This window comes from Amphritea atlantica, from assembly GCA_024397875.1.
In the GTDB taxonomy this organism is placed as follows: domain Bacteria; phylum Pseudomonadota; class Gammaproteobacteria; order Pseudomonadales; family Balneatricaceae; genus Amphritea; species Amphritea atlantica_B.
Genome location: CP073344.1, coordinates 1451625 through 1472620, shown reverse-complemented (window position 1 = coordinate 1472620; position 20996 = coordinate 1451625). Strand labels below are relative to the sequence as shown.

Below are 20996 nucleotides of genomic sequence, written 5' to 3'. Positions count from 1 at the left end.
ACTATTCTCTTTATACTAAAGTCACTCATACATGAGCGTTGATAACGGCATTATCGCCAGGCTGAATAATCATGTCCCGGAATTAATATCTGCCGGTGGCCACTGCAAACGCGTTCCGCTGCTGTTCAGCCAGGCCTTCGCATCAGCATAATCCGGATAATACCGCGTCACTTCCTGCCAGAATCGAGGAGAGTGATTCATCTGTTTCAGGTGACTCAGCTCATGCACGATCACGTAGTCGATAATGCTCGCTGGCGCCATGATCAGTAACCAGTTAAAGCTGACCACACCCCGACTGTTACAGCAGCCCCACTTGCGCCGATAACTGCGCACGACCACCGCCGTGGGCGACAGTTTCATATGCGCACTCCACGCACTCACCCGCTGCTGAAAATAATCCTGTGCCTGTGCACGGTACCACAGCTCCAGTTGTTCTTTTATCGCGTCCGACCGCGGCTTTCGGATCCGTCGGGAAAGCGCCAGTTTAATACTGCCTGGCGAGAGATGAACGCAGGTCTCTGGCTGATCGACAGCGACTTCAAGTATTAAAGGTTCGTCCAGCCAGAACAGCTGACTGCCCTGATCCAGTAGGACAGGCGCAGAAGATACCGGCACCCGCAGCCGCAGCTCCCGTTGGCGGGTGATGATCCAGTCGGTTTTTTGCCTCACCAACTGATCGATTCTGGACTGAGCCACCCGGGCTGGAGCTAACACCCTGACACTGTCGGGACGCACCTGAATCTCAATCGTGCGCCGCCGTGAACTGCGGCGCACCGTATAGCCTGGGGTAAAGCGACCTTCAGCAGACATCGATCAAGCACGCTGCGTGTGATGGTAAAAAAGGCTGAAAAACAGAATTCATTGTGTGTCGTATCATTCAATCAGGCTTATCAAGTAGGCTTATCAATTAAAAGTTTGGGGGAAATTAACGCACAGCAGCGGGCCACTAAACGCCTGAACAGCGATAGCAACTCAGGATCACAGTCTTCCGCATAACTGATCTGTTCATAACAACGTGACAATGCAGCAAACTCTTCGGAAAGTGAAGGAAAAGACTGCTCCAACCGGGTAAAAAACTGACCGGGAGTCTCGCCACTGCAACGCTGTAAACCGAGCTTAAGTAAACACTTATCCAACCGTTTCAGCGCGATGATCAACGGGTCTTTACGCTGCCTGCGACAGACAAATAAGCTTCCCGCAACGGCCAGCAGCACCAGCCCTCCGGTACCCAGAATCAGCAGTACAATTTTAACTACCGAAATGCCCCCGAGTAACTCCTGTAAAAAACCAGACTGACGATCCTGAAAGTTAAGTACCCAACGATGCCAGCCATAGTTAATCATTTCATATCGCAGTCTCAGCTCCTTTAACAGCGAACCACGGAGAAAGCCGTTACGCATCAGCATCGCATCGGCGAGAAATGAGGGTTCGGTGCTGAACAACTGCGCCGCAGACTGTTCCAACCGCAACGGTGACACCACCGAGGTTGGATCAAGCCGGTGCCAGCGCAGGTCTGCTTTATCCCAGTACTCAAGCCACGCATGAGCCTCATACTGACGCACAGTCAGGGCGCCATCCAGCGGATTAAGTTCGCCCCCCAGATAGCCACCGACCACCCGCGCAGGAATTCCGGCCGCCCGCAACAAAAACGCTCCGGCACTGGCAAAGTGACCACAGAAACCCCGCCGTGTCTGAAACAGAAACTGGTCAACAGAATCACTGCCCGGCAACAGCGGGGGCTCCAGGGTATAGCGAAAATCAGTCGCAAAAAAAGTCATCATCCGAACAGTGAAGGCTTTAACCCCCGGTTGTCGTGATGCCCACTGCAACGCCAGTTGCCGGGCTTTCTCATTGCCCCTTTCCGGCAGTTGCAGGTAAGTATCATAGCGCTCGGCAGACAGCGTCTGTCGCAGCGGAGCAGAGCGGGAAACCAGCGAATACTGCGTCCGTTGCATCAATGGCCCCTGCCCCTGCAGAGTCATATCACTGAGACGACGCATAGTGACGGGATAACTCACCGGCACATCCAGACCGTATCGCCAGATTTGTCCGGTCGCTTCCATCACCATCTCATAGCGATAAGCCCGGGGGCTGGTTAATTGATCCGGAGGGCTGGACTGCAGCCCATTTTGCAGTTCAAAGCCTCGCTGTCCAGAGCGCGTCCAGCGCCTGCCATCAAACCTGTCATAGGTCAGGCCTCGCCAGTAACGCTGATTTTCTGTGGGTAACGGCCCGTCAAAACGAGCCCTGAAAGCGATATCCGCCGAACGGGTAAGACGACTGACATCTCCCGGCGACATAGAGTCTGACAGCCCGGTAAAACTCTGCCCGGTATTCATATCCACCTGCCACAGCGGAGCGATGCGGGGAAAAATAAGGAACAGCACCAGCATCATCGGCAACGCCTGCATATAAAGCACCGCTGAACGCTTCAATGGTCGCCAGATATCTGTGTTTTGCTGACTGCGATACACGGTATTCAGACAGGCGGTCACAACAATCAGCGATATCAGGCTATAAAGCGCCATGGGTATCGACTGAAAAAATAGAAAACTGCATACAATCAGCAGCAATGCGACATAGAGAACCACCAGCGCATCCCGTCGCCGGTACATTTCGGTGAGTTTCAGCAGAAACGCAGCCAGCAGTAAACCGACCGTTACTACCATCACCGATCCCGAGCGTAGTTCAAACAACAGTCCCACCAGCACCAGCGCAAGCAGTGCTGAACGTACACTCCAGTGAGGGAAGCTCCAGCGTCCGCTATGCACCATCAGACGCCAGCCCACAGTAAAAACAGCCAGCAGAAATAACCAGCCGGGGACCACTGTGACATAGGGTGCCATCACCATCAGAATGCTCACCAGCAACCAGATCATGCTGCTGCGGGTCAGTTGAAACAGCGGTTTCACGGAGTTCTCTCCTGAACGCCCGGCTGACAGTCCAGACCGAAGCAGGCCAGCGCTTCCAGAACCCTTACCCGGTGAGCCTCCCCGCGATCAGGAACGATCTCCAGACCGGGTAGCAGCAGGCCATACTCTTCGCCCCTCCGGTGAAGCTGCAACACCCACCAGGTGAGGCGGGAGATGCGCGCTTCCTGAGATAGCTCCGGCCACAGATCCCAGCTTAACCATCTGCGGTTATCATTCAGCTCAACATACTGTTTCACATACATCCCCTGCCCCCGGGCATAGTGTTTCCAGGCCACCCGTTTCAGTGACATACCGGGCTGGTACGGTTCCAGTCCGCTAAACTCCTCACCGCCATGGCGCTCACCTATATGCACCCGACTCTGATCCGTCCCCGCTGAGCCACTCAGATCGGCTAATCGCCCCCCTTCCACCGGGCGTGGATAGACCAGGCTTTTCAGGTCGACCTGCAACCAGGTCCAGGCTCTGAACAATCCCAATGGATAAAAGGTCTCAATCTGCAACACATCGGCAGGCAAAAAACCACGACGATACGTTTTCTGATATAGCGTTATGCTTTTCTGCCGGTCCTCAATCAGATCTACGGCAGTTCCTGCTCCCCCCCTGAAACGCAGCTGAATACTTTCATACTGCCGGTTACCCTTAGCGGTCAGTGTCAGATCGAAGGCCGCCTGCTCACCCACAAAACAGGGGTGTCCCCGAACAAAGCGAATGGTCAGCCCGGAGAGGTTGGCATAGGTGTGCAGAATGGTAACCACAAACAGACTGGCTAGCAGGAAAGTCACGGCAAACATCAGATTGTTCTGAAAGTTGATCGCCAGTATCAGCATCACCAACAATAACGTCAGAAACACAAATCCGGCACGCGACGGCATTATATAGATTCGCCGCTGGCTCAGGGTCAGCTGCTTTAAGCGTGGACTGCGGCGTAGACTCCAGTCGAAAACGGCCCTCCCCAGGCGTTGACGGATTGATCCGCTCATCATTGAAACCTCAATTCAGGCCACATAGCCGAGAGTCAGGCAACCACATCAACCTGGCTCAGCAGTTGTTGAATCAGGGCATTGGCACCAAACCCGCCGATATCTTCTGCAGCCCGTAAACGGTGCCCGGTGACCGGACCGAGAAGCTGTTGCAGATCCTCGGGTATCACGTAATCACGCCCCTCGATATAAGCCCAGCTACGACTCGCCTTCAGCAAAGCCAAAGCACCCCGGGGGGAGATACCAAAACTGAATTCAGGTGCCTGTCGGCTATAGGCAATCAGCCGCTGCAGGTAATCCAGAATACTCTCAGACACGTTAACAGCAGCGCAGGCCTGAGATATCTTCTCTAACTCCGTGGCCGAGACGACAGCCGGGAGACTCTCCAGACGTTCCCGGGGATCGCCGCCACGCAACAGTTCCCGTTCTGCCCGGGCATCGGGATAGCCCAGCTCGATCCGCATCAGAAAGCGATCCAGCTGGGATTCCGGTAGCGGGAATGTGCCCTGCTGGGTTACCGGATTTTGTGTCGCAATGACAAAAAATGGTTCTGGCAACTGATGGGTCTGACCATCCAGACTGACGCGTCTATCCTCCATCGACTCGAGTAGCGCCGACTGGGTTTTGGGGGTGGTACGATTAACTTCATCCGCCAGCAGCAGCTGAGTAAACACCGGGCCGGGGTGAAACTGAAAGCGGTTAGCGGATGGATCGAAAATAGTCACGCCGAGAATATCTGCAGGCAGCATATCACTGGTGAACTGCAGGCGCTGATACTCCAACCCCAGCACTTTAGCCAGCGCATGGGACAGCGTTGTTTTCCCCATTCCGGGCAGGTCCTCTATCAACAGATGTCCCTGGCTGAAAATACAGGTCAGCGCCAGCTTGATCTCCTCCTGTTTGCCATAGAGAACACTGGATACCTCTTTTATCACCGTTTGAATCTGATCTCGCATCGGCTCTCACTCTTGTTTGGCTAACTGACCTGAAGCTACATTTCCCACCCATTATATATACAGCAAAGTGTGAGAAGTCGCTTCCCGGGGGTATAAAACTCCCCAAAATCGTTATCCTGTTTATACCCAGCGGATTGAAAAAACCATCAAATTACAGCAACAAAAAAAGGCGCTAAGCGCCTTTTCATAAACGGTTCGGTTGCCGCATCGCGGCATTCAATCAGTGCTGATGACCACCTTCACCGTGGGCGTGACCATGGGTCAGCTCTTCCTCGGTCGCATCACGCACTTCTACCACCTCAACATCAAACTTCAGAGTCTGGTCTGCCAACGGGTGATTACCATCAACAATAACGCTCTCATCGGTCACAGCCGTTACAACAACGGGCTGCTGGCCCCATGCAGTCTGAGCCATAAAGCGCATGCCCACTTCGATGTTATCAACTCCTTCAAAAGCGGCACGCTCCACTTCCTGAATCAGTTCAGGGTTAAGTTCGCCGTAACCCTCTTCGGGAGAAACCTCGACATTCACCTTATCACCGGCTTGCTTACCCGCCAGCTCTTTTTCCAGACCAGGAACGATGCTGCCGGTACCATGCAGATATGCCAAAGGCTCTGCACCTTCAGATGAGTCCATAACCTCATCATCGATGTTTTTCAGGGTGTAGTGAATAAGGACAATCTTTTTGTCAGCAATCTGCATTGTTCAGACCTCAAGAGTTAAAGACGTTAACAGCACTGCTGACAGAGGTCTAGATTAGTGAATTATTTTTAATCTGGGGGTGAGTACGTAGATATCAACCCCTGAATAAAATTTTATCCTGCTAATGACACTTCTGACGTTTCCGGAGACTACTGCCGGAACAGCTCAGCCATCAGTACTGCGGCGGGCACAGAACGACAACCTGATCGATTCTGGCCACTCCAGAGTGGGGAAAAGTCACCCGCTTGCTGCTGCTCTGCCGCTGCTCTCAGAGGCGCAATGAATGCAGCAGCCAAGGGAAACTCAGGCGCCTGTTGAGCCACCAGCCCTAACTCAGCCATCACCCGATTTACAATTCCCCGGGCAGGACCGCCTGAAAAAATATTTGTCAGGGCCGTGGGGGTAGTCTGTTCCAGTAACGCCTGACGGTGGATCTCACTGATACGCGACTCGTCGCAGAGCAGAAATACCGTTCCCAGCTGCACCCCGGCGGCCCCCATTGCCAGCGCCCCCTGAATGCCCCGCTGATCCGCAATACCGCCGGCCGCAATCACCGGCAGTCCGATGGCCGATATAATCTGCGGTACAAGCGCCATGGTGCCGGTCTGGCTATTCAGGTCCCGGTTGAGAAAAAATCCCCGATGGCCACCGGCTTCTACACCCTGAGCAATCACCGCATCAACGCCCTGCTGTTCCAGCCACACCGCTTCAGCCACAGTTGTCGCACTGGAGATCACTTTACTGCCGCAACCACGGACCCGTTCCAGCAGATCTGGACAGGGTAAACCGAAGTGAAAACTGACGACTTCCGGACGATACTGTTCGATGACCGCCGCCATCTCAGAATCGAACGGCGTGCGTCCCGGCCCCGCAGAGACCGTCTCAGGATCGATGCCATACTCCCGATAATAGGGCAGCAACTGCTGACGCCACAGCCGTTCTCTTTCGTTATCGGCAACCGGCGGAGTATGGGCAAAGAAATTCAGATTAACCGGCTTATCCGTTGCCGCCCTGAACGTCTCAAGTTCAGCACACAGCTGATCGGGGGTTAACATGGCACAGGGCAAAGACCCCAGCCCGCCGGCTTTACTCACCGCAATGGCCAGCGCAGCATCCTGTGCCCCCGCCATCGGTGCCTGAATAAGCGGCAGTTCGATGCCAAAGAGTTGCTGTATATCCATATTTAAGTCTCCGTTAACGCCAGCCGGGCACCGAGATAGATCAGCACCGAGCCGCTGACGGCATTAAAGCCAACACTGACAACCTTACTCTGCAGCCAGCGTCGGGCACTGTTCACTGCCATCGCCAGTGAACACTGCCACACCATAGCGATCATGAAATGTATCGCCGCCAGCCACAGTGACTGCGTCAGAGCCGATCCTTCGGGATCGATAAACTGGGGCAGAAAAGCCATATAAAACAGCGCTGTTTTCGGGTTCAGGGCATTCGAAAGAAAGCCCTCCCTGAACGAACGCCCAATCACAAAGGGCCTGATCCCTGAGTCCGGCAGCCTGAATACGCTGCGTCCCTGAACGATACCCCGCAGACTGCTGACCCCCAGCCAGATAAGATAACCCGCACCGAGCAGCTTGAGAAACTGGAATCCATTAGCCGATTGCAACAGGATGACCGAAATCCCCAGCGCTGAGACAATGGCGTGCAGGAACAGTCCACAGCAGATGCCGGTACTGGTAGCGAAGCCATCTCGCCAGCCGCCACGGGCGCTGTTACGGATTGTCACCATAGTATCGACCCCCGGCGTCAGGGTTAGCAGGGTGATGGCAACGATAAAGGTGGCAAACAGCTGGCTATCCATCATCGGTTAAAGCTCCATACAACACATATTTAGTAATGATCATAGCAGTCAGTCAGACACTCTTTGCCGCACCAGCAGATAATAGCGCCCGACAACCACCAGAAGAATCCCTCCCAGCACCAGTAGCGCAGCAATCAGCAGACGCACCGAGATCATCTCGTCGGTAAACACCACACCACCGGCCGCCGCGATAACCGGCACCAACAACTGCAGCACCGCCGCCTGCACTGCGGATAAACCCTTCAGGGCCCGGTACCAGACAGCATAACCGATGCCCGAAGCAACCGCTCCGGAGAGCACCGCCAGCATCACTCCATTAAAGGAAACAACACTTCTTCCCAGCGCCAGCGTAACAATGAGTGTCAGGATAACCAGTGGCAGGGTTCTGAAAAAGTTAAAGTGGGTATCTGCCAGCGGATTGACCGATCCCCGGCCCATCAGTGTATAGATACCCCAGGCAATACCCGCGGCTGTCATCAGTATAAATCCCCACAGTGAGGGAGTGTGGATTGCCGGTTTAAGCAGATAAACAAAACCACTGAAAGCCAGCGTCAGGCCCAACCACTCAACCCATAGCAGCCGGGTGCCACGCAACAGGCTCACCAGAATCATGGTGATCTGTACCGCACCAAACAGTATCAGGGCGCCAGTGCCGGTATCCAGGCTGATATAGGCATAGGAAAAACCCAACGCATAGATAAACAACATCAGCGCGGCAGGCCAGCTTCCCCGTCCGGCGTTATTGCCCGGTTTAGCTTTATATCCCTGAGTCAGATACCAGAGCATCGACAGCACAACAATGCCAGAGAACAAGCGGATAACCGTAAAACTGCCCGCATCAATACTCTGCTCTCCCAGCGCTAGCCTACACAGCACTGAGTTTCCCGCAAAGGCCAGCAGGGCAAACAGAGTATAAACAATCGTGGTCAATAGAGGTCGCTGATTCATTTGTCTTTATCCGCCGGTTTATGATCTGTCATACCATTATCGGTCTGCTGCCCTGACGGTTGAGCACGACCCAGCTGCCAGAGCATCAATGCAGCGCCACAGCCTCCGCTCCCCAGTACCATTGTCATAATCATGATCTGGTATCGGACCGCGATCAGCGGTGACACCCCGGAGAGAATCTGACCGGTCATCATGCCGGGCAGAGACACCAGGCCAACCGCCAGCAGACTGTTTATCTGCGGAATCATGGCTGCCTGAAACGCGGTCAGACGCGCTTTCGGCTCAGGCTTCCCCTCCTGCAGTTCAGAATGATAACGCTCTGTCGCCAGACTGATCGCGTTCATCGTATTCGCGAAATACATTCCCGCTAAAGGGATAATCACTCTTGGCTCGTACCAGGTTTCAACCCCGATCACCAGAACCAGTGATATAAACAGGTGCAATCCGGCAGAACAGGCCAGGGCGATCACAGTTGGCTTAAGGTAGTTTCGCTGATGATTCACCGGGCGCAACGCAATCCAGCTGGCGATACTCACCATCAGGATTAAAACTGCACCGGTAATCCAGGGAGAGGGGTTGTCAAACAATGCCACCAGCACATACCCTACCCCGATCAGTTGCAGCGTCATGCGCGCGGCTGAAAGTAATACTTCAGACGCTTTTCCCGACCAGCGGGCATACACGATAGCAATCAGAACCACGGGAATAGCGCACCAGGCGAGTGACCACCATGAAATTACATGCATCCGGATTCTCCTTATACCCTTAACGACTGCCAGGTGTTAATTGAACGCTGCGATCATGTCAGGCTCTTATACTATATATCATTATGTTACCGGGCTTTTTTAAGAACCGTTTTCAAGAGCCATTTTAAGAGCTTTTCAGCAACCTTCTTAAGTGCTTTGTTTTAAACCTGCACTTAATGCTCAGGTATCCATACCGATAAAGCCGCCCGATTGATGCGCCCAAAGCTGGGCATAGATGCCCCCCTGCTCCACCAGCTGGTGGTGGTTTCCCTGCTCCACGATGCGACCCTGATCCAGCACGATAAGCCGGTCCATTGCGGCAATAGTCGAAAGCCTGTGGGCAATGGCGATAACGGTTTTGCCCTGCATCAGATTGGACAAACCGCGCTGAATATCCGCTTCAACCTCAGAATCCAGCGCTGAAGTGGCCTCATCCAGAATCAGAATCGGTGCATCCTTGAGAATCACCCGGGCAATAGCGATCCGCTGACGCTGTCCTCCGGACAGTTTGACGCCCCGCTCCCCCACCTGAGCATCGTAACCGGTGCGTCCCTGCGGGTCGCTCAGTCCAAGGATAAACTCATGGGCTTCTGCCCGCCTTGCGGCATCAATCATCTGCTCATCAGACGCATCAGGATGACCATAGAGAATGTTATCCCGTACGCTGCGATGCAGCAGAGAGGTGTCCTGAGTCACCATACCAATCTGGTATCGCAGACTGTCCTGCTGCACCCGGCTTATATCCTGTCCATCAATCAGAATCTGTCCGTCAGCCAGATCATGGAAACGCAGCATCAGGTTAACCAGCGTTGACTTACCGGCCCCGGAACGTCCCACCAGCCCTACCTTCTCGCCGGGTCTGATGTCGAGATTCAGATGTTCGATCACCCCGGCGCTCTTGTCGTAGTGGAAGGAGACATCATCAAAGCGAATCGATCCAGCTTCAACACGCAGCGGTTTCGCATCACTATGGTCGGTTACATCGAGAGGCTGCGACAGGGTATTCATACCATCATTCACGGTACCAATATTCTCAAACAGCATACTGACTTCCCACATAATCCACTGGGACATACCGTTAAGACGCAGAGCCAGGCTGATAGCGATTGCGATTGCGCCCACCGTTACCAGACTGAAACTCCACAGGTAGATCGCTACGGCGGTGGTAATGAACAACAACAGATAGTTAAGACATTGCACCGCCACATTCAGACCTGTGGCCAGTCGCATCTGCCGGTACACCGTTGCCAGAAAGCCATCCATACTTTCGCGGGCATAATCCGATTCACGCTGACTGTGAGAGAACAGCTTTACCGTTGAGATATTGGTATAACTATCGACAATCCGTCCGGTCATTGATGAGCGGGCATCCGCCTGTATCGCTGAAACATCCCGTAGGCGGGGAACGAAATACCACATCAACAGACAATAACCGACCAGCCAGCCCAATAAAGGTAACATCAGCCGCAGATCTGACTGTGCCACCAGCACCAGCATCGAAAGAAAATAAACCGCAATATAGACCAGTACATCGAGCAGTTTCATCACCGCTTCCCGCACCGCCAGAGAGGTCTGCATCACTTTTGTGGCAATTCGACCGGCAAAGTCATTCTGATAGAACGACAGACTCTGACGCAACAGATAACGGTGCGCCAGCCAGCGAACCGACATCGGAAAATTACCCAGCAATACCTGATGAACAATCAGCGAGTGGAGTACAACTAATAGCGGGAGTCCGACTAACAGCAGGACTCCCACCAGCGTGAGGGTGTCCCCCTCCTCCTGCCAGAATGTCTCGGGCTGCTTGTTACTCAGCAAGTCTACCAGTTGCCCCAGAAAACCAAACAGCGTGACTTCCAGCACCGCCAGCAATGCAGAACACAGCGTCATCACCAACAGCGGCCACTCCATCCCCCGCATATAGTATCGACAGAACGCATACAGCCCCTTGGGTGGCTGACCAGGTTCCGGCTCAGGATATGGGTTTGTCAGACGTTCAAAAAATTGCAGCATTAACACAATCCGAAGGCCACAGCGGCAGCCTGTTATAAAAGTCAAAAATGATACCTGAAAGCACATCGGTTAAATATGCCTGAAACGCTTCTGAACGAAGATTTCTGTGCCCTAAAACACCCGGAATGACGACAAAAGCAATCACGGTTCTGATGACTTTTCCGTTTAAAATTAGCCTGACTAGACTAAGCTGAAAGTAATTATCGGATATTTTATTTCCAATGACTCTCAATGAAGTCAACTCGCTGGAAAACTGTGAATTAATTTAATCATTCTCGCGTGTTGTAGATGGCTTCTGGCCTCACCCCTTAACATGATGGATATGCATGAATGGTTTTTCACCGTTTTGTACCGACATCCCTGCATAACCGGGTTTTGATACTGACACTGGCAGGATTTCTTTTATCTGCCGGCGCCATAACAATGCTGATTTTCAATTACCTGCAACAAGGCTCAGCCAACCTTCTGGTAGAACAACAACAGACCATGGTAGACATGGTGGTTCGACATATGGATTCTGCATTACAGAAACGGGTGTCTTACCTGGAGACTTTTACCGATTCGCTTCATTCGGGAGACCAACTGCATTCAAATGAAAAGATTCAGGAAACACTGACACGGGATACGCAATTACATGCCCTGTTTAATGGCGGTGTTGTGGTACTGAACCGGGCCGGTATATCACTGGTCGATTTCCCTACGGTGCCTGACCGGACCGGCATTGATTTTTCAAACCGGGAACATATGAAGAAAGCCCGCCTGTTAAAGTCTACGGTGATTACCAAACCGCTGCTTGGCAAGGGACTCAAAAACCCGTTGTTTGCGATTAACACGCCGATTCTATCTTCTTCAGGCCAGGTACTGGGCTATATCTTTGGTGTCAATCTTCTGGCTCAGGACAACCTGCTCAAAGAGATATCCGACATAACATTCACTGACGGTGGACGGGTAATGGTGACGGACCCAAATCTGGGCATCTATGTGACCGATACCCTCAAAGGCGTGCCTCTTGAAAGTTATAAAAACGAGAAACACTGTGACTGTATCGAACTGATCGAGACCGGGGAATCATCGGGTATATCCACCGACGGCAATGGCAATAAGGTCATTTTCGCCTCTGCAAAACTGGATAAACTGGGTTGGGTCGTTATCCGCACCTATCCTCTTCAGAAAGCTATGTCTGGGGTTAATAGTCTTTCAGATAATATCATTACAGTGATTCTGGCTATCAGTGTCTTGATGGCCGGCGTAATCGCTTACCTGTTAAGAAGGCTGCTGACACCGCTGCGCAACGCCGCGCGGGATATACGCAAAATGGCTGACGGCCAGCTTCCCGAACAAGCCCTTGCGGTCAAGAGCCATAATGAAGTGGGTCAGTTAATCAGGGCATTTAATCAGCTCCACAGAAATCATAACCGTTATGAACTGGCACTGAAAGAATCGGAAGAACGCTACCGTCTGACAATGGAAGCCACTCAGACCGGCTTGTGGAGCTGGGATCTGGCAAACGATTCGATTCACTGGGATAGCCAATGCTACAAGATGCTCGGCTATAAAGATCAGGCATTTCATCTCAACAGACAGCTGTTCCGAAAACTGATGCACCCGGAAGACCAGGTGCGCTTTTACGTCGACTTTGTGCCACGGGTACTCGACAATCATGCTGCAGAGATTCAGTTCAGGCTACTCACTAAAGACAACCAGTGGCTATGGATAAAGAGCCGGGGCAAACCGATCCGCTTTGGTAAAAACAACCATCCACTCTGTATCGCCGGAACGTATATGAACTTCGAGCAGCAGAGGCAAACAGAACAACTGCGCCTCGCTGCAGCGGCATTTGAAAGCAATGATGCGATTATGATCGTGGATGCCGAGAACAAAATAGTTAAGGTTAATAATGCTTTCTCACAGATTACCGGCTATCAGGCCGAGGAGGCGATCGGCCACGCCCCATCCCTGCTGAGTTCAGGGGTTCATAAAAGCCCATTCTACGAAAAAATGCTTGGCAATCTGAATGAGTCGGGCAAGTGGCAGGGAGAGATCTGGAACCGCCATAAAAATGGCGAGATCTACATCGCCTGGCTCAATATCAACACCCTGTTCAACGATGACAATACGGTCTATCAACGGATAGCCACCTTCTCCGATATCACTGAGAAAAAACGTACTGAAGAACTGATATGGACTCAGGCGAATTTTGATCCGTTGACCAACTTGCCCAACCGCAGAATGTTTATGGATAGGTTATCTCAGGAGATTCGCCTGGCGGCCCGTTCAAAATCGTCGCTGGCATTACTTTTTCTCGACCTTGACCGCTTTAAGGAGATCAATGACACACTGGGCCATAATGTTGGTGATCAGCTGCTGACTGAAGTTGCCGAACGTTTTAAAAGCCTGGTACGCAGCAGCGACACGGTCTGCCGCCTGGGTGGTGATGAATTCACTATCATTTTGCCACAGATTGAAAACAGCGCTCAGGTACAACAGGTTGGGGAGAAAATACTCACCATATTGAAACAACCATTCGAGCTGGAAAATCAACAACGTTATATCTCTGCGAGTATAGGCGCAGCGCTCTATCCTCAGGATGGAGATAATGCAGAGCAGCTGATTAAAAACGCCGATCAGGCGATGTATGCTGCGAAAGAAGCAGGTCGCAGCAAACTTCACTTTTTTACCGAAGGAATGCAAACGCTGTCGCTGAAACGTGCCCGACTGATTACGGCGTTGCGTGAAGCGATCAGGCAGCATCAGTTTCAGCTTTACTATCAGCCGGTGATCGATCTGCAGAGTATGATGGTAGTACAAGCCGAGGCACTGATCCGCTTGAACCATCCGGATGAAGGATTAATGTTCCCTCACCAGTTCATTCGGGCTGCCGAACAGGGCGGCATCATACAGGAACTGGAAGACTGGGTTTTCCGGGAGGCACTGCAACAGGTAAAACGGTGGCGGAAAAAACTAACCCCACCGTTACAGGTCTGTATCAATGTATCCCCGAACCATTTCGACAGCGATGTCGATAGCTCAGCCCACACGCGCTGGATTGATATAGCCAGTGAATCAGACATAGCAAAGTCTGAGCTAAGTATTGAGATCACCGAAAGCCTGCTAATGGATTCTTCAGCTGACATCCGGCAAAAGATCGAACAGTTACGGGGCGCCAATATTCAGATTGGGCTGGATGACTTTGGCACCAGCTTCTCATCGCTGGCCCATCTGAGCCGCATGGAGATCGATTACCTGAAAATAGACAGCACCTTTATCCGCAACCTGCATGCCGGTTCAGATGATCTGGTACTGTGCAACGCCATCATCGTTATGGCACACACGCTGGGCCTTAAAGTCATCGCTGAAGGAATTGAAACGATTGAGCAGCACACGCTGATGCAGCAAGCACACTGTGACTATGGACAGGGCTTTTTCTATGCCAGCGCGATGCCAGAAAAGGAGTTTGAACTCTGGCACAAAGATTTTTGCGAACAGCCACTGTTACTGAGCAATTAACACTACAGCCCGACCCGAGCGACAGCAGCCTTGACACTCTTGTCTGTATTAAAAATACGAGGGATGCAGGGCAGCTTCCTTAATTTCATCGTAGTGCTCAAGGAACACCTCAACAATTTCAGGATCGAAATGGATTCCTGCCTGTTCGCTGATATAGAGCAAAACCTCATCCTCAGGCCAGGCCTGCCTGTATACCCGATGCTCCGATAACGCATCCCAGACATCAATAATGGCAAAAATCCTTGCCGCCAGCGGGATCTGTTCACCTGCGAGACCTTGCGGATACCCGGTACCGTTCCAGCGCTCATGATGGCTATAAGGGATATCGATTGAGGGTTGCAGAAACCCGATATCCTTCATCATATCCCGGGCGATCACCGGATGCTGCGTCATGATAGCCCACTCTTTATCGTCAAGCGGGCCGGGCTTGATCAGAATAGTATCCGGAATACCTACTTTACCCGCATCATGCATCAACGCTCCCCGGGCCAGGCAGGTTAGTTCATCACCATCAATTCCCAACAGAGCGGCAAGTTTGACCGTCATCCGGGTAACCCGCAGACTGTGCTCACCCGTCTCCTTATGGCGAATATCCATCACCTGTACCCACCCTTTGAGTGTTTGATCGTAACTTTTTCGCAGATTCAGATTTGCCAGTTCTATCCGGTTCACATCCGCACGGGTCAGAAACAGCAGTAACAACGCGGTACAGCCGACAAAGGCAAAACCTTTAAGGCTCTGAACCTGAGTGATCATCTCCGGCGAACGAAATAACGCAGCCACCAGCGCGTCTGAAAAATAGATCCACAATGAAGCGAAGATCAGGTATATCAGAACAGTTCTGTAATAAGGTTTAATCATCAGATTCATCAGTAAAAGTTATTCTGGTTCAAGCGCATACGCCCTGGGTCAGCATTATCCCTGACGAACAGAAGCGGAACAATACTAAAACGTCCCCAGGGTTGTCAGCAGGCGTTTTAACAGCGAAGCCCCGGCTTCATCTCCGGCCTCGTTATCCAGAACAACTCTCTTCTCTTCAGCCGCAATGTTCGCAACAGACGCAGTCACATAGGGGTTGCTGTTGCCCTGCAAGCCGGTGATCAGCTTATTACGCTGTACTTCCCAGCTATCAACCGGGTCCCGGGCATTCCAGACGGAAAACAGTTTCGCCTGCTTGGCACTGATTTTAAGCCCATACTGATCACGCATATAATAATAGGTACGGGCGATATCCCCCTGGCGATTCCCGGGCGGCTCAACCTTCCGCGCTTTAAAATCGACCTCCATATCGCAACGGCCATAGACACGGGGTTCGCCTTCCAGCTGCGCAAAACTGAAATTAGAGCGATCACCATTCACTTCACCAATAGCGGGAACAAGGTTGTGCAGATCGGCCTCCATCCGGCGGAATCGCTTATCTTTTTTACATGCTTTACGCCCGCCGTCCTGCCAACACTGAAGCTGATGACCAAATGCCCAGGCCGGTACGACATGCTCCCACTCTATTCGCGCTGCCCGGTTTGCATTTTTACGTGGTTCAAAACCACAACTCGGCCACACGGGAACCAGTTTTTTCCCCTCCGCCCGGTAATCGCAGCCGCAATAAAAGCTGATGGGGTTTACCTGGTACAGATCAGCAAGAATTCGCTTTGACTTGCGGAATGAAGGCGCAGACTCCGCCGCCGCATGCGCCGATAGCAACAGTACAAACAGAACGATAAGAGGACGATACAGCATAGATGATCCCTACAACTAACAACAGGAATCCATTCCGGGCAGTTACCATCCCTGGCAAGAATGATTTAACAGGATTAAACGATGATTAATGACTGAGCTCTGGCTGATCTGAACGATCCGCCTGGCAGGCTTACTTACGATTACCAATCCGGTAGTTACCGGTTTGATTAAACTGTACAACCTGTTTCCGTTTACGGCCGATCAATATCGGGCCATCATCAAAAAACAGGAAGTTCTTCCAGTTGCGGCGAAACACATCCCAGCGGGTTTCAATAACATGTTCACTGCTGTAACAAAACCACACGACCGTCTGGTCATCCCATTGTAGGTGTTCAGCCAACAGCGCTGGCAGAGAGGGATCGTCAGACTCCCAGATCTGCTGCCAGTTATCAGTTTCCAGCCAGGTTTGATTCTTATTCGCCCAGTCATCCGCGCCGAACAGGCCCGGATGGTTACACTGTGTACTGATTTGCTGAGACCAGACCTGCTCGGCCCGTGCTTCGGTCAGCGGCTTAATCTGCTGCAGGTCGTCTTCACTGACCGGCAGGTCTTTATGCCTGAAGATCCAGGCCTTCTTATATTGCTCAATCGGCAGATAGCTCATTACAACTCGGTGCTTTAATAATGGGTGGTTCAATAACGTGCCGCACACTATACCAGAATGCAGACGCGCAACAATCTGTTCCATGTAGCCGTATCCGGGCTTTAATCGGTCAGACGTCGCGCCTGCCAGAAGTGCTCTCTCCAGTAGGGATTGTTCAGTGACGATATCATCACTCCCCTGCTGGTCGAAGCATGCAGAAACTCGCCATTACCCATATAGATACCGACATGCCTCAGTTTAACTCTGGAGCGATAAAACAGCAGGTCTCCCGGCAGCAACTGTTGCAGCTCGACCTGCCGTCCCAGCCGCGCCTGTGCCAGAGTCGTCCGTGGAATTGCAGCACCAAACCGCTGGCGAAAGGTCAGTTGAGTAAAGGCGGAACAATCCACCCCTTCCTTGCCTGCCCCTCCCAACTGATAGGGAACGCCCTGCCACTCACGGTACTGCAGCAACAGACTCTCCCTCACCTCTGACGACTGCTCAGTCGTTGTGGCAGGTGACTCTGCTGCCCGGTATGGCTGCGAACCACAGCCACTCAGACTCAACAGTAATAGCAACGCAATAAATCGTGTCATAAACAGCCGCTCATCAATCGGAATCAGAACTCGCTAACAGGTTTCACTTATCATTGTATCGGCACATTGGAAACTTTTTTGACTCCGGCATCAACACCGATACACTAGCCCTCTATTCTCTCTGTGATTAAAGGAAACAGCGATGCTTCACATTCTGCCGGAAACAGCTGGCGATATCATTGTGGTACAAGCGACTGAAAAACTCACTCCAGCGGACTACCAGGATATCTTTTTACCCTTGCTGGAAGAAAAAGTCGCCGCCCACGGCAAGGTACGCTGCCTGATCTATCTGGACCATAATTTCAAAGGCTGGGAGGCAGGCGCTATATGGGAAGATACCAAGCTTGGCATCCGTCACGGTAATGACTTTATCCGCCTTGCTGTCGTGGGGGGCGGCGACTGGCTCGACTGGGCGGTAAAACTGGGACAGGCTTTTATCAGCGGCGATGCCCAACACTTCACCGAAAGCCAGTTTCTGCAAGCGCTTCACTGGATTGATGCTGGCTGAATGTAGCGTAATACTCTGGTAACTTAAGCATGGCATTTTTTAAGCTGAGCCCTCTGCCCCATCCGGCCTGTGACCCCGGCCAGAGATTACTCCGGTAATCCCCGGCCAGGCTTAAATGCTGAGCTGCAGAGTACAGTATCCGCGACGTTAGTAACGATTCGTATACTGTATTTTAACCATTAGGGACGATAATTTTGGACAACTCTTCAGGCAACCCTGCAGACAGGATTCAGACTGAGTGGCATACCTGCGGGTCTGCGCAGATCAATACGCTATTAGAGACATCCTCTCAGGGCCTCACATCTGCACAGGTAAGCGAACGCCGACAAAAGTATGGACCCAATCGCTTACCGGCCCCTCCCCGCAGAAGCACACTGATGCGTTTGATGGCGCAGTTCAATAATGTCCTCATTTACGTACTGATGCTAGCCGCGCTGGTAACCGCGGCGTTAGGCCATCATGTAGACTCAGGCGTTATCGTAGCCGTCGTACTGATTAATGCTCTGGTTGGTTTTTTTCAGGAGGGCAAGGCAGAGAAAGCGATCGATGCTGTTCGTAATATGCTTTCACAACAGGCCGTTGTCATCCGTAACGGCCACAGACAACTGGTTGCGGCAGAAGAGCTGGTACCGGGCGATATCGTCTTTATTCAGTCCGGCGACCGGGTCCCGGCTGACCTGCACCTGCATAAGCTGAAAGAACTGAACATCGATGAAGCTCTGCTGACGGGTGAATCCATACCGGTTATCAAGCAGACTGAGCCGGTAGCTGCCGAGGCGGATCTTGGCGACCGGACAAACCTTGCCTTCTCAGGCACACTGGTCAGCTTTGGCCAGGGGACTGGCACAGTCATCGCCACCGGGGCTGACACAGAGATCGGCCGGATCAGTACGCTGTTGGCTGAGGTGACAACCCTGACAACCCCCCTGACACGCCAACTGGATAGCTTTGCTCGCTGGCTGACCGGCTCGATCCTGCTGATCGCCATCGCCACCATGATGTTCGGTTATTGGATAAGAGGCTATGCGCTGGGCGACATGTTCCTCGCCGCAGTGGGCCTGGCGGTTGCCGCAATACCGGAAGGTTTACCGGCAATCATCACCATTGCCCTGGCCATCGGCGTGCAACGCATGGCTAAACGCCGCGCTATCATTCGCCGCCTGCCAGCAGTCGAAACGCTGGGCTCTGTTTCCATTATCTGTTCCGATAAAACCGGCACCCTGACCCGCAATGAGATGACGGTGACCACAGTAGTCATGGCACGCTGCAGTGCCGATATCAGTGGCGTTGGTTACAATCCTCACGGCACCTTTACCTGCCATCACCAGGATCTGAACCTGCATAACCAGACAGAACTACAGCAGCTCTGTCGGGCCAGCGTTCTGTGTAATGAAGCACAATTGATCCAGAAAGAGGGTGAATGGCTGATCGAAGGAGACCCGACCGAAGGCGCGCTGTTAGTGCTGGGTGCTAAATCGGGTATCGATCTGCGAGAGTTCCCGCTACAAATGCCCAGAGATGACCTGATTCCGTTTGAGTCAGAACATCGTTTTATGGCCACCCTGCACCATGATCATGAAGGCAACGCAGTGGTGTATATCAAAGGCGCTATCGAAGCCATCCTGCCCCGTTGCCAATGGCAACTTGAAGGCGATAACACCCGGCCTGTCGATGAGGCATTCTGGATCAGCCAGCAGGAACAGATCGCCAGTCAGGGAAAGCGGACGCTTGCTCTGGCAATGCACCACCTTCCGGAAGCGCACCGGACGCTGCATTTTGATGATATTGATAACAACCTTATTCTGCTTGGTGTGGTCGGCATTATTGATCCTCCCAGAGATGAAGCGATCGAGGCGGTTAAAAAATGCCATGACGCGGGAATCAAAGTAAAAATGATCACCGGAGATCATGTCATTACGGCCACCGCCATCGCTATGCAGATGGGAATAACCGAGTCACCCCGCGCCCTGACCGGCCATCAGATTGAGCAGATGACAGACAGTCAGCTGGGCGACGCTGTTGAAGATATCGATGTCTTCGCCCGGGCCAGCCCCGAGCATAAGCTGCGCATCGTCAAATGCCTGCAGGCCAGACAGCATGTCGTGGCGATGACCGGTGATGGTGTCAACGACGCTCCCTCACTGAAACGCGCAGATGTCGGCACGGCCATGGGTGTTAAGGGAACAGAGGCCGCAAAAGAGGCATCGGAGATGGTTCTGGCTGACGATAATTTTGCCTCTATTACCTACGCGATCGAAGAGGGACGCACCGTATTCGACAACATCACCAAATCGATCCTGTTTATTTTACCGACCAACGGCGGTGAAGCGCTGACGGTGCTGGCCGCCATCGCTCTCGGGACGATGTTACCGGTTACACCAGCCCAGATCCTCTGGGTCAATATGATCACTGCAGTCACACTGGCGCTGGCGCTGACCTTTGAGCCGACTGAACCCGGCGTCATGAAACGCCCACCCCGCAACACCCGCAATGCGATACTCTCCCCCTTTATGATCTGGCGAATTGTGTTTGTCTCTTTACTGATGGTGGGCGGAACGTTTGGTCTGTTTCTGTGGGAGCGCAGCAACGGTACCGGGATAGACACGGCAAGAACCATCGCGGTAAACACTCTGGTCGTACTGGAAGTATTCTACCTGCTCAATTCCCGTTTTCTGACCCGCTCAGTACTAAACAGGGATGGCATTCTGGGAAACCGCTATGCTTTGTATGCGATAGCGCTGGTCATGCTGTTTCAGTTGCTGTTTACCTATCTGCCAGTTATGCAGCTGTTTTTCCATACAACCCCGATAACTGCGACAGCCTGGGGAAAAATTCTGCTGGTTGGATGCATAGTCTTTATCGCCGTTGAACTGGAGAAAAAGCTGATTCACCGCTCAGATGTAGACGAATAATCAACTTATCGACCCAAAATGGGGATCTCTTTTGCTATTGCAGTGGTTAGTAGTGCAT

The 20996-nt window shown here is 52.4% G+C and carries 17 protein-coding genes; 3 read left to right on the top strand and 14 right to left on the bottom strand.

Annotation, left to right across the window (positions count from 1 at the left end):
• Positions 1-69 precede the first annotated feature (69 nt).
• From KDX31_06610 to KDX31_06565, 10 genes are all read right to left on the bottom strand, one after another.
• Entirely contained in the window at positions 70-810 is a 741-nt protein-coding gene (locus KDX31_06610) for a M48 family metallopeptidase (GenBank protein UTW04667.1), read from the bottom strand.
• Positions 811-890: 80 nt separating this feature from the next.
• Positions 891-2912: a DUF3488 domain-containing transglutaminase family protein gene (locus KDX31_06605; GenBank protein ID UTW04666.1), complete on the bottom strand. Its 2022-nt coding sequence runs from the start codon at positions 2910-2912 to the stop codon at positions 891-893.
• The gene (locus KDX31_06600; GenBank protein ID UTW04665.1) at positions 2909-3916 is read right to left on the bottom strand and encodes a DUF58 domain-containing protein; all 1008 of its coding nucleotides are present in this window, start codon (positions 3914-3916) and stop codon (positions 2909-2911) included. Before KDX31_06600 ends, KDX31_06605 begins: the two co-directional genes overlap by 4 nt.
• A gap of 32 nt (positions 3917-3948) precedes the next feature.
• Positions 3949-4869: a MoxR family ATPase gene (locus KDX31_06595; GenBank protein ID UTW04664.1), complete on the bottom strand. Its 921-nt coding sequence runs from the start codon at positions 4867-4869 to the stop codon at positions 3949-3951.
• 220 nt (positions 4870-5089) lie between these two features.
• Positions 5090-5572, bottom strand: a complete 483-nt coding sequence (locus tag KDX31_06590) for a peptidylprolyl isomerase (GenBank protein ID UTW04663.1) — start codon at positions 5570-5572, stop codon at positions 5090-5092.
• Between the two features lie 149 nt (positions 5573-5721).
• Positions 5722-6753, bottom strand: coding sequence for a nitronate monooxygenase (locus KDX31_06585; protein UTW04662.1), 1032 nt, complete (start codon positions 6751-6753; stop codon positions 5722-5724).
• A 2-nt stretch (positions 6754-6755) separates the two neighbouring features.
• Entirely contained in the window at positions 6756-7388 is a 633-nt protein-coding gene (locus KDX31_06580) for a LysE family translocator (GenBank protein UTW05319.1), read from the bottom strand.
• A gap of 48 nt (positions 7389-7436) precedes the next feature.
• Positions 7437-8336 carry a DMT family transporter gene (locus KDX31_06575; GenBank protein ID UTW04661.1) on the bottom strand — a complete coding sequence of 300 codons (900 nt, stop codon included), beginning with the start codon at positions 8334-8336 and terminating at the stop codon, positions 7437-7439.
• Positions 8333-9082, bottom strand: a complete 750-nt coding sequence (locus tag KDX31_06570) for an ABC transporter permease (GenBank protein UTW04660.1) — start codon at positions 9080-9082, stop codon at positions 8333-8335. Before KDX31_06570 ends, KDX31_06575 begins: the two co-directional genes overlap by 4 nt.
• Positions 9083-9262: 180 nt before the next feature.
• Complete coding sequence (locus KDX31_06565; protein UTW04659.1) at positions 9263-11095, bottom strand: ABC transporter ATP-binding protein; 1833 nt, start codon at positions 11093-11095, stop codon at positions 9263-9265.
• Between the two features lie 330 nt (positions 11096-11425).
• Between KDX31_06565 and KDX31_06560 the strand changes: the two genes are divergently transcribed.
• Positions 11426-14602, top strand: coding sequence for an EAL domain-containing protein (locus KDX31_06560; protein ID UTW04658.1), 3177 nt, complete (start codon positions 11426-11428; stop codon positions 14600-14602).
• A 48-nt stretch (positions 14603-14650) separates the two neighbouring features.
• On the opposite strand, the gene KDX31_06555 is transcribed toward KDX31_06560, so the two are convergent.
• The 4 genes from KDX31_06555 to KDX31_06540 all read right to left on the bottom strand — a co-directional run bounded on the left by KDX31_06555 (position 14651) and on the right by KDX31_06540 (position 17518).
• On the bottom strand, positions 14651-15463 hold the full coding sequence (locus KDX31_06555) for an HD domain-containing protein (protein ID UTW05318.1): 813 nt from the start codon (positions 15461-15463) through the stop codon (positions 14651-14653).
• Between the two features lie 84 nt (positions 15464-15547).
• Positions 15548-16339 (bottom strand): endonuclease, encoded by a 792-nt coding sequence (locus KDX31_06550; protein UTW04657.1) that lies wholly within the window; start codon positions 16337-16339, stop codon positions 15548-15550.
• A gap of 130 nt (positions 16340-16469) precedes the next feature.
• Positions 16470-16943 (bottom strand): DUF2947 domain-containing protein, encoded by a 474-nt coding sequence (locus KDX31_06545; GenBank protein UTW05317.1) that lies wholly within the window; start codon positions 16941-16943, stop codon positions 16470-16472.
• Positions 16944-17044: 101 nt separating this feature from the next.
• Positions 17045-17518, bottom strand: a complete 474-nt coding sequence (locus tag KDX31_06540; GenBank protein UTW04656.1) for a C40 family peptidase — start codon at positions 17516-17518, stop codon at positions 17045-17047.
• Positions 17519-17660: 142 nt separating this feature from the next.
• Between KDX31_06540 and KDX31_06535 the strand changes: the two genes are divergently transcribed.
• The gene (locus KDX31_06535; protein ID UTW04655.1) at positions 17661-18026 is read left to right on the top strand and encodes an STAS/SEC14 domain-containing protein; all 366 of its coding nucleotides are present in this window, start codon (positions 17661-17663) and stop codon (positions 18024-18026) included.
• Positions 18027-18214: 188 nt separating this feature from the next.
• The gene (locus tag KDX31_06530) at positions 18215-20938 is read left to right on the top strand and encodes a cation-transporting P-type ATPase (protein ID UTW05316.1); all 2724 of its coding nucleotides are present in this window, start codon (positions 18215-18217) and stop codon (positions 20936-20938) included.
• The last annotated feature ends 58 nt before the right edge of the window (positions 20939-20996 follow it).

Bases quoted from the DNA above. Each gene is read 5' to 3' on its own strand.
- KDX31_06610 (UTW04667.1), bottom strand. From the start codon at position 810: ATGTCTGCTGAAGGTCGCTTTACCCCAGGCTATACGGTGCGCCGCAGT.
- KDX31_06600 (UTW04665.1), bottom strand. From the start codon at position 3,916: ATGATGAGCGGATCAATCCGTCAACGCCTGGGGAGGGCCGTTTTCGAC.
- KDX31_06595 (UTW04664.1), bottom strand. From the start codon at position 4,869: ATGCGAGATCAGATTCAAACGGTGATAAAAGAGGTATCCAGTGTTCTC.
- KDX31_06590 (UTW04663.1), bottom strand. From the start codon at position 5,572: ATGCAGATTGCTGACAAAAAGATTGTCCTTATTCACTACACCCTGAAA.
- KDX31_06585 (UTW04662.1), bottom strand. From the start codon at position 6,753: ATGGATATACAGCAACTCTTTGGCATCGAACTGCCGCTTATTCAGGCA.
- KDX31_06580 (UTW05319.1), bottom strand. From the start codon at position 7,388: ATGGATAGCCAGCTGTTTGCCACCTTTATCGTTGCCATCACCCTGCTA.
- KDX31_06575 (UTW04661.1), bottom strand. From the start codon at position 8,336: ATGAATCAGCGACCTCTATTGACCACGATTGTTTATACTCTGTTTGCC.
- KDX31_06570 (UTW04660.1), bottom strand. From the start codon at position 9,082: ATGCATGTAATTTCATGGTGGTCACTCGCCTGGTGCGCTATTCCCGTG.
- KDX31_06565 (UTW04659.1), bottom strand. From the start codon at position 11,095: ATGCTGCAATTTTTTGAACGTCTGACAAACCCATATCCTGAGCCGGAA.
- KDX31_06560 (UTW04658.1), top strand. From the start codon at position 11,426: ATGGTTTTTCACCGTTTTGTACCGACATCCCTGCATAACCGGGTTTTG.
- KDX31_06555 (UTW05318.1), bottom strand. From the start codon at position 15,463: ATGATTAAACCTTATTACAGAACTGTTCTGATATACCTGATCTTCGCT.
- KDX31_06550 (UTW04657.1), bottom strand. From the start codon at position 16,339: ATGCTGTATCGTCCTCTTATCGTTCTGTTTGTACTGTTGCTATCGGCG.
- KDX31_06545 (UTW05317.1), bottom strand. From the start codon at position 16,943: ATGAGCTATCTGCCGATTGAGCAATATAAGAAGGCCTGGATCTTCAGG.
- KDX31_06540 (UTW04656.1), bottom strand. From the start codon at position 17,518: ATGACACGATTTATTGCGTTGCTATTACTGTTGAGTCTGAGTGGCTGT.
- KDX31_06535 (UTW04655.1), top strand. From the start codon at position 17,661: ATGCTTCACATTCTGCCGGAAACAGCTGGCGATATCATTGTGGTACAA.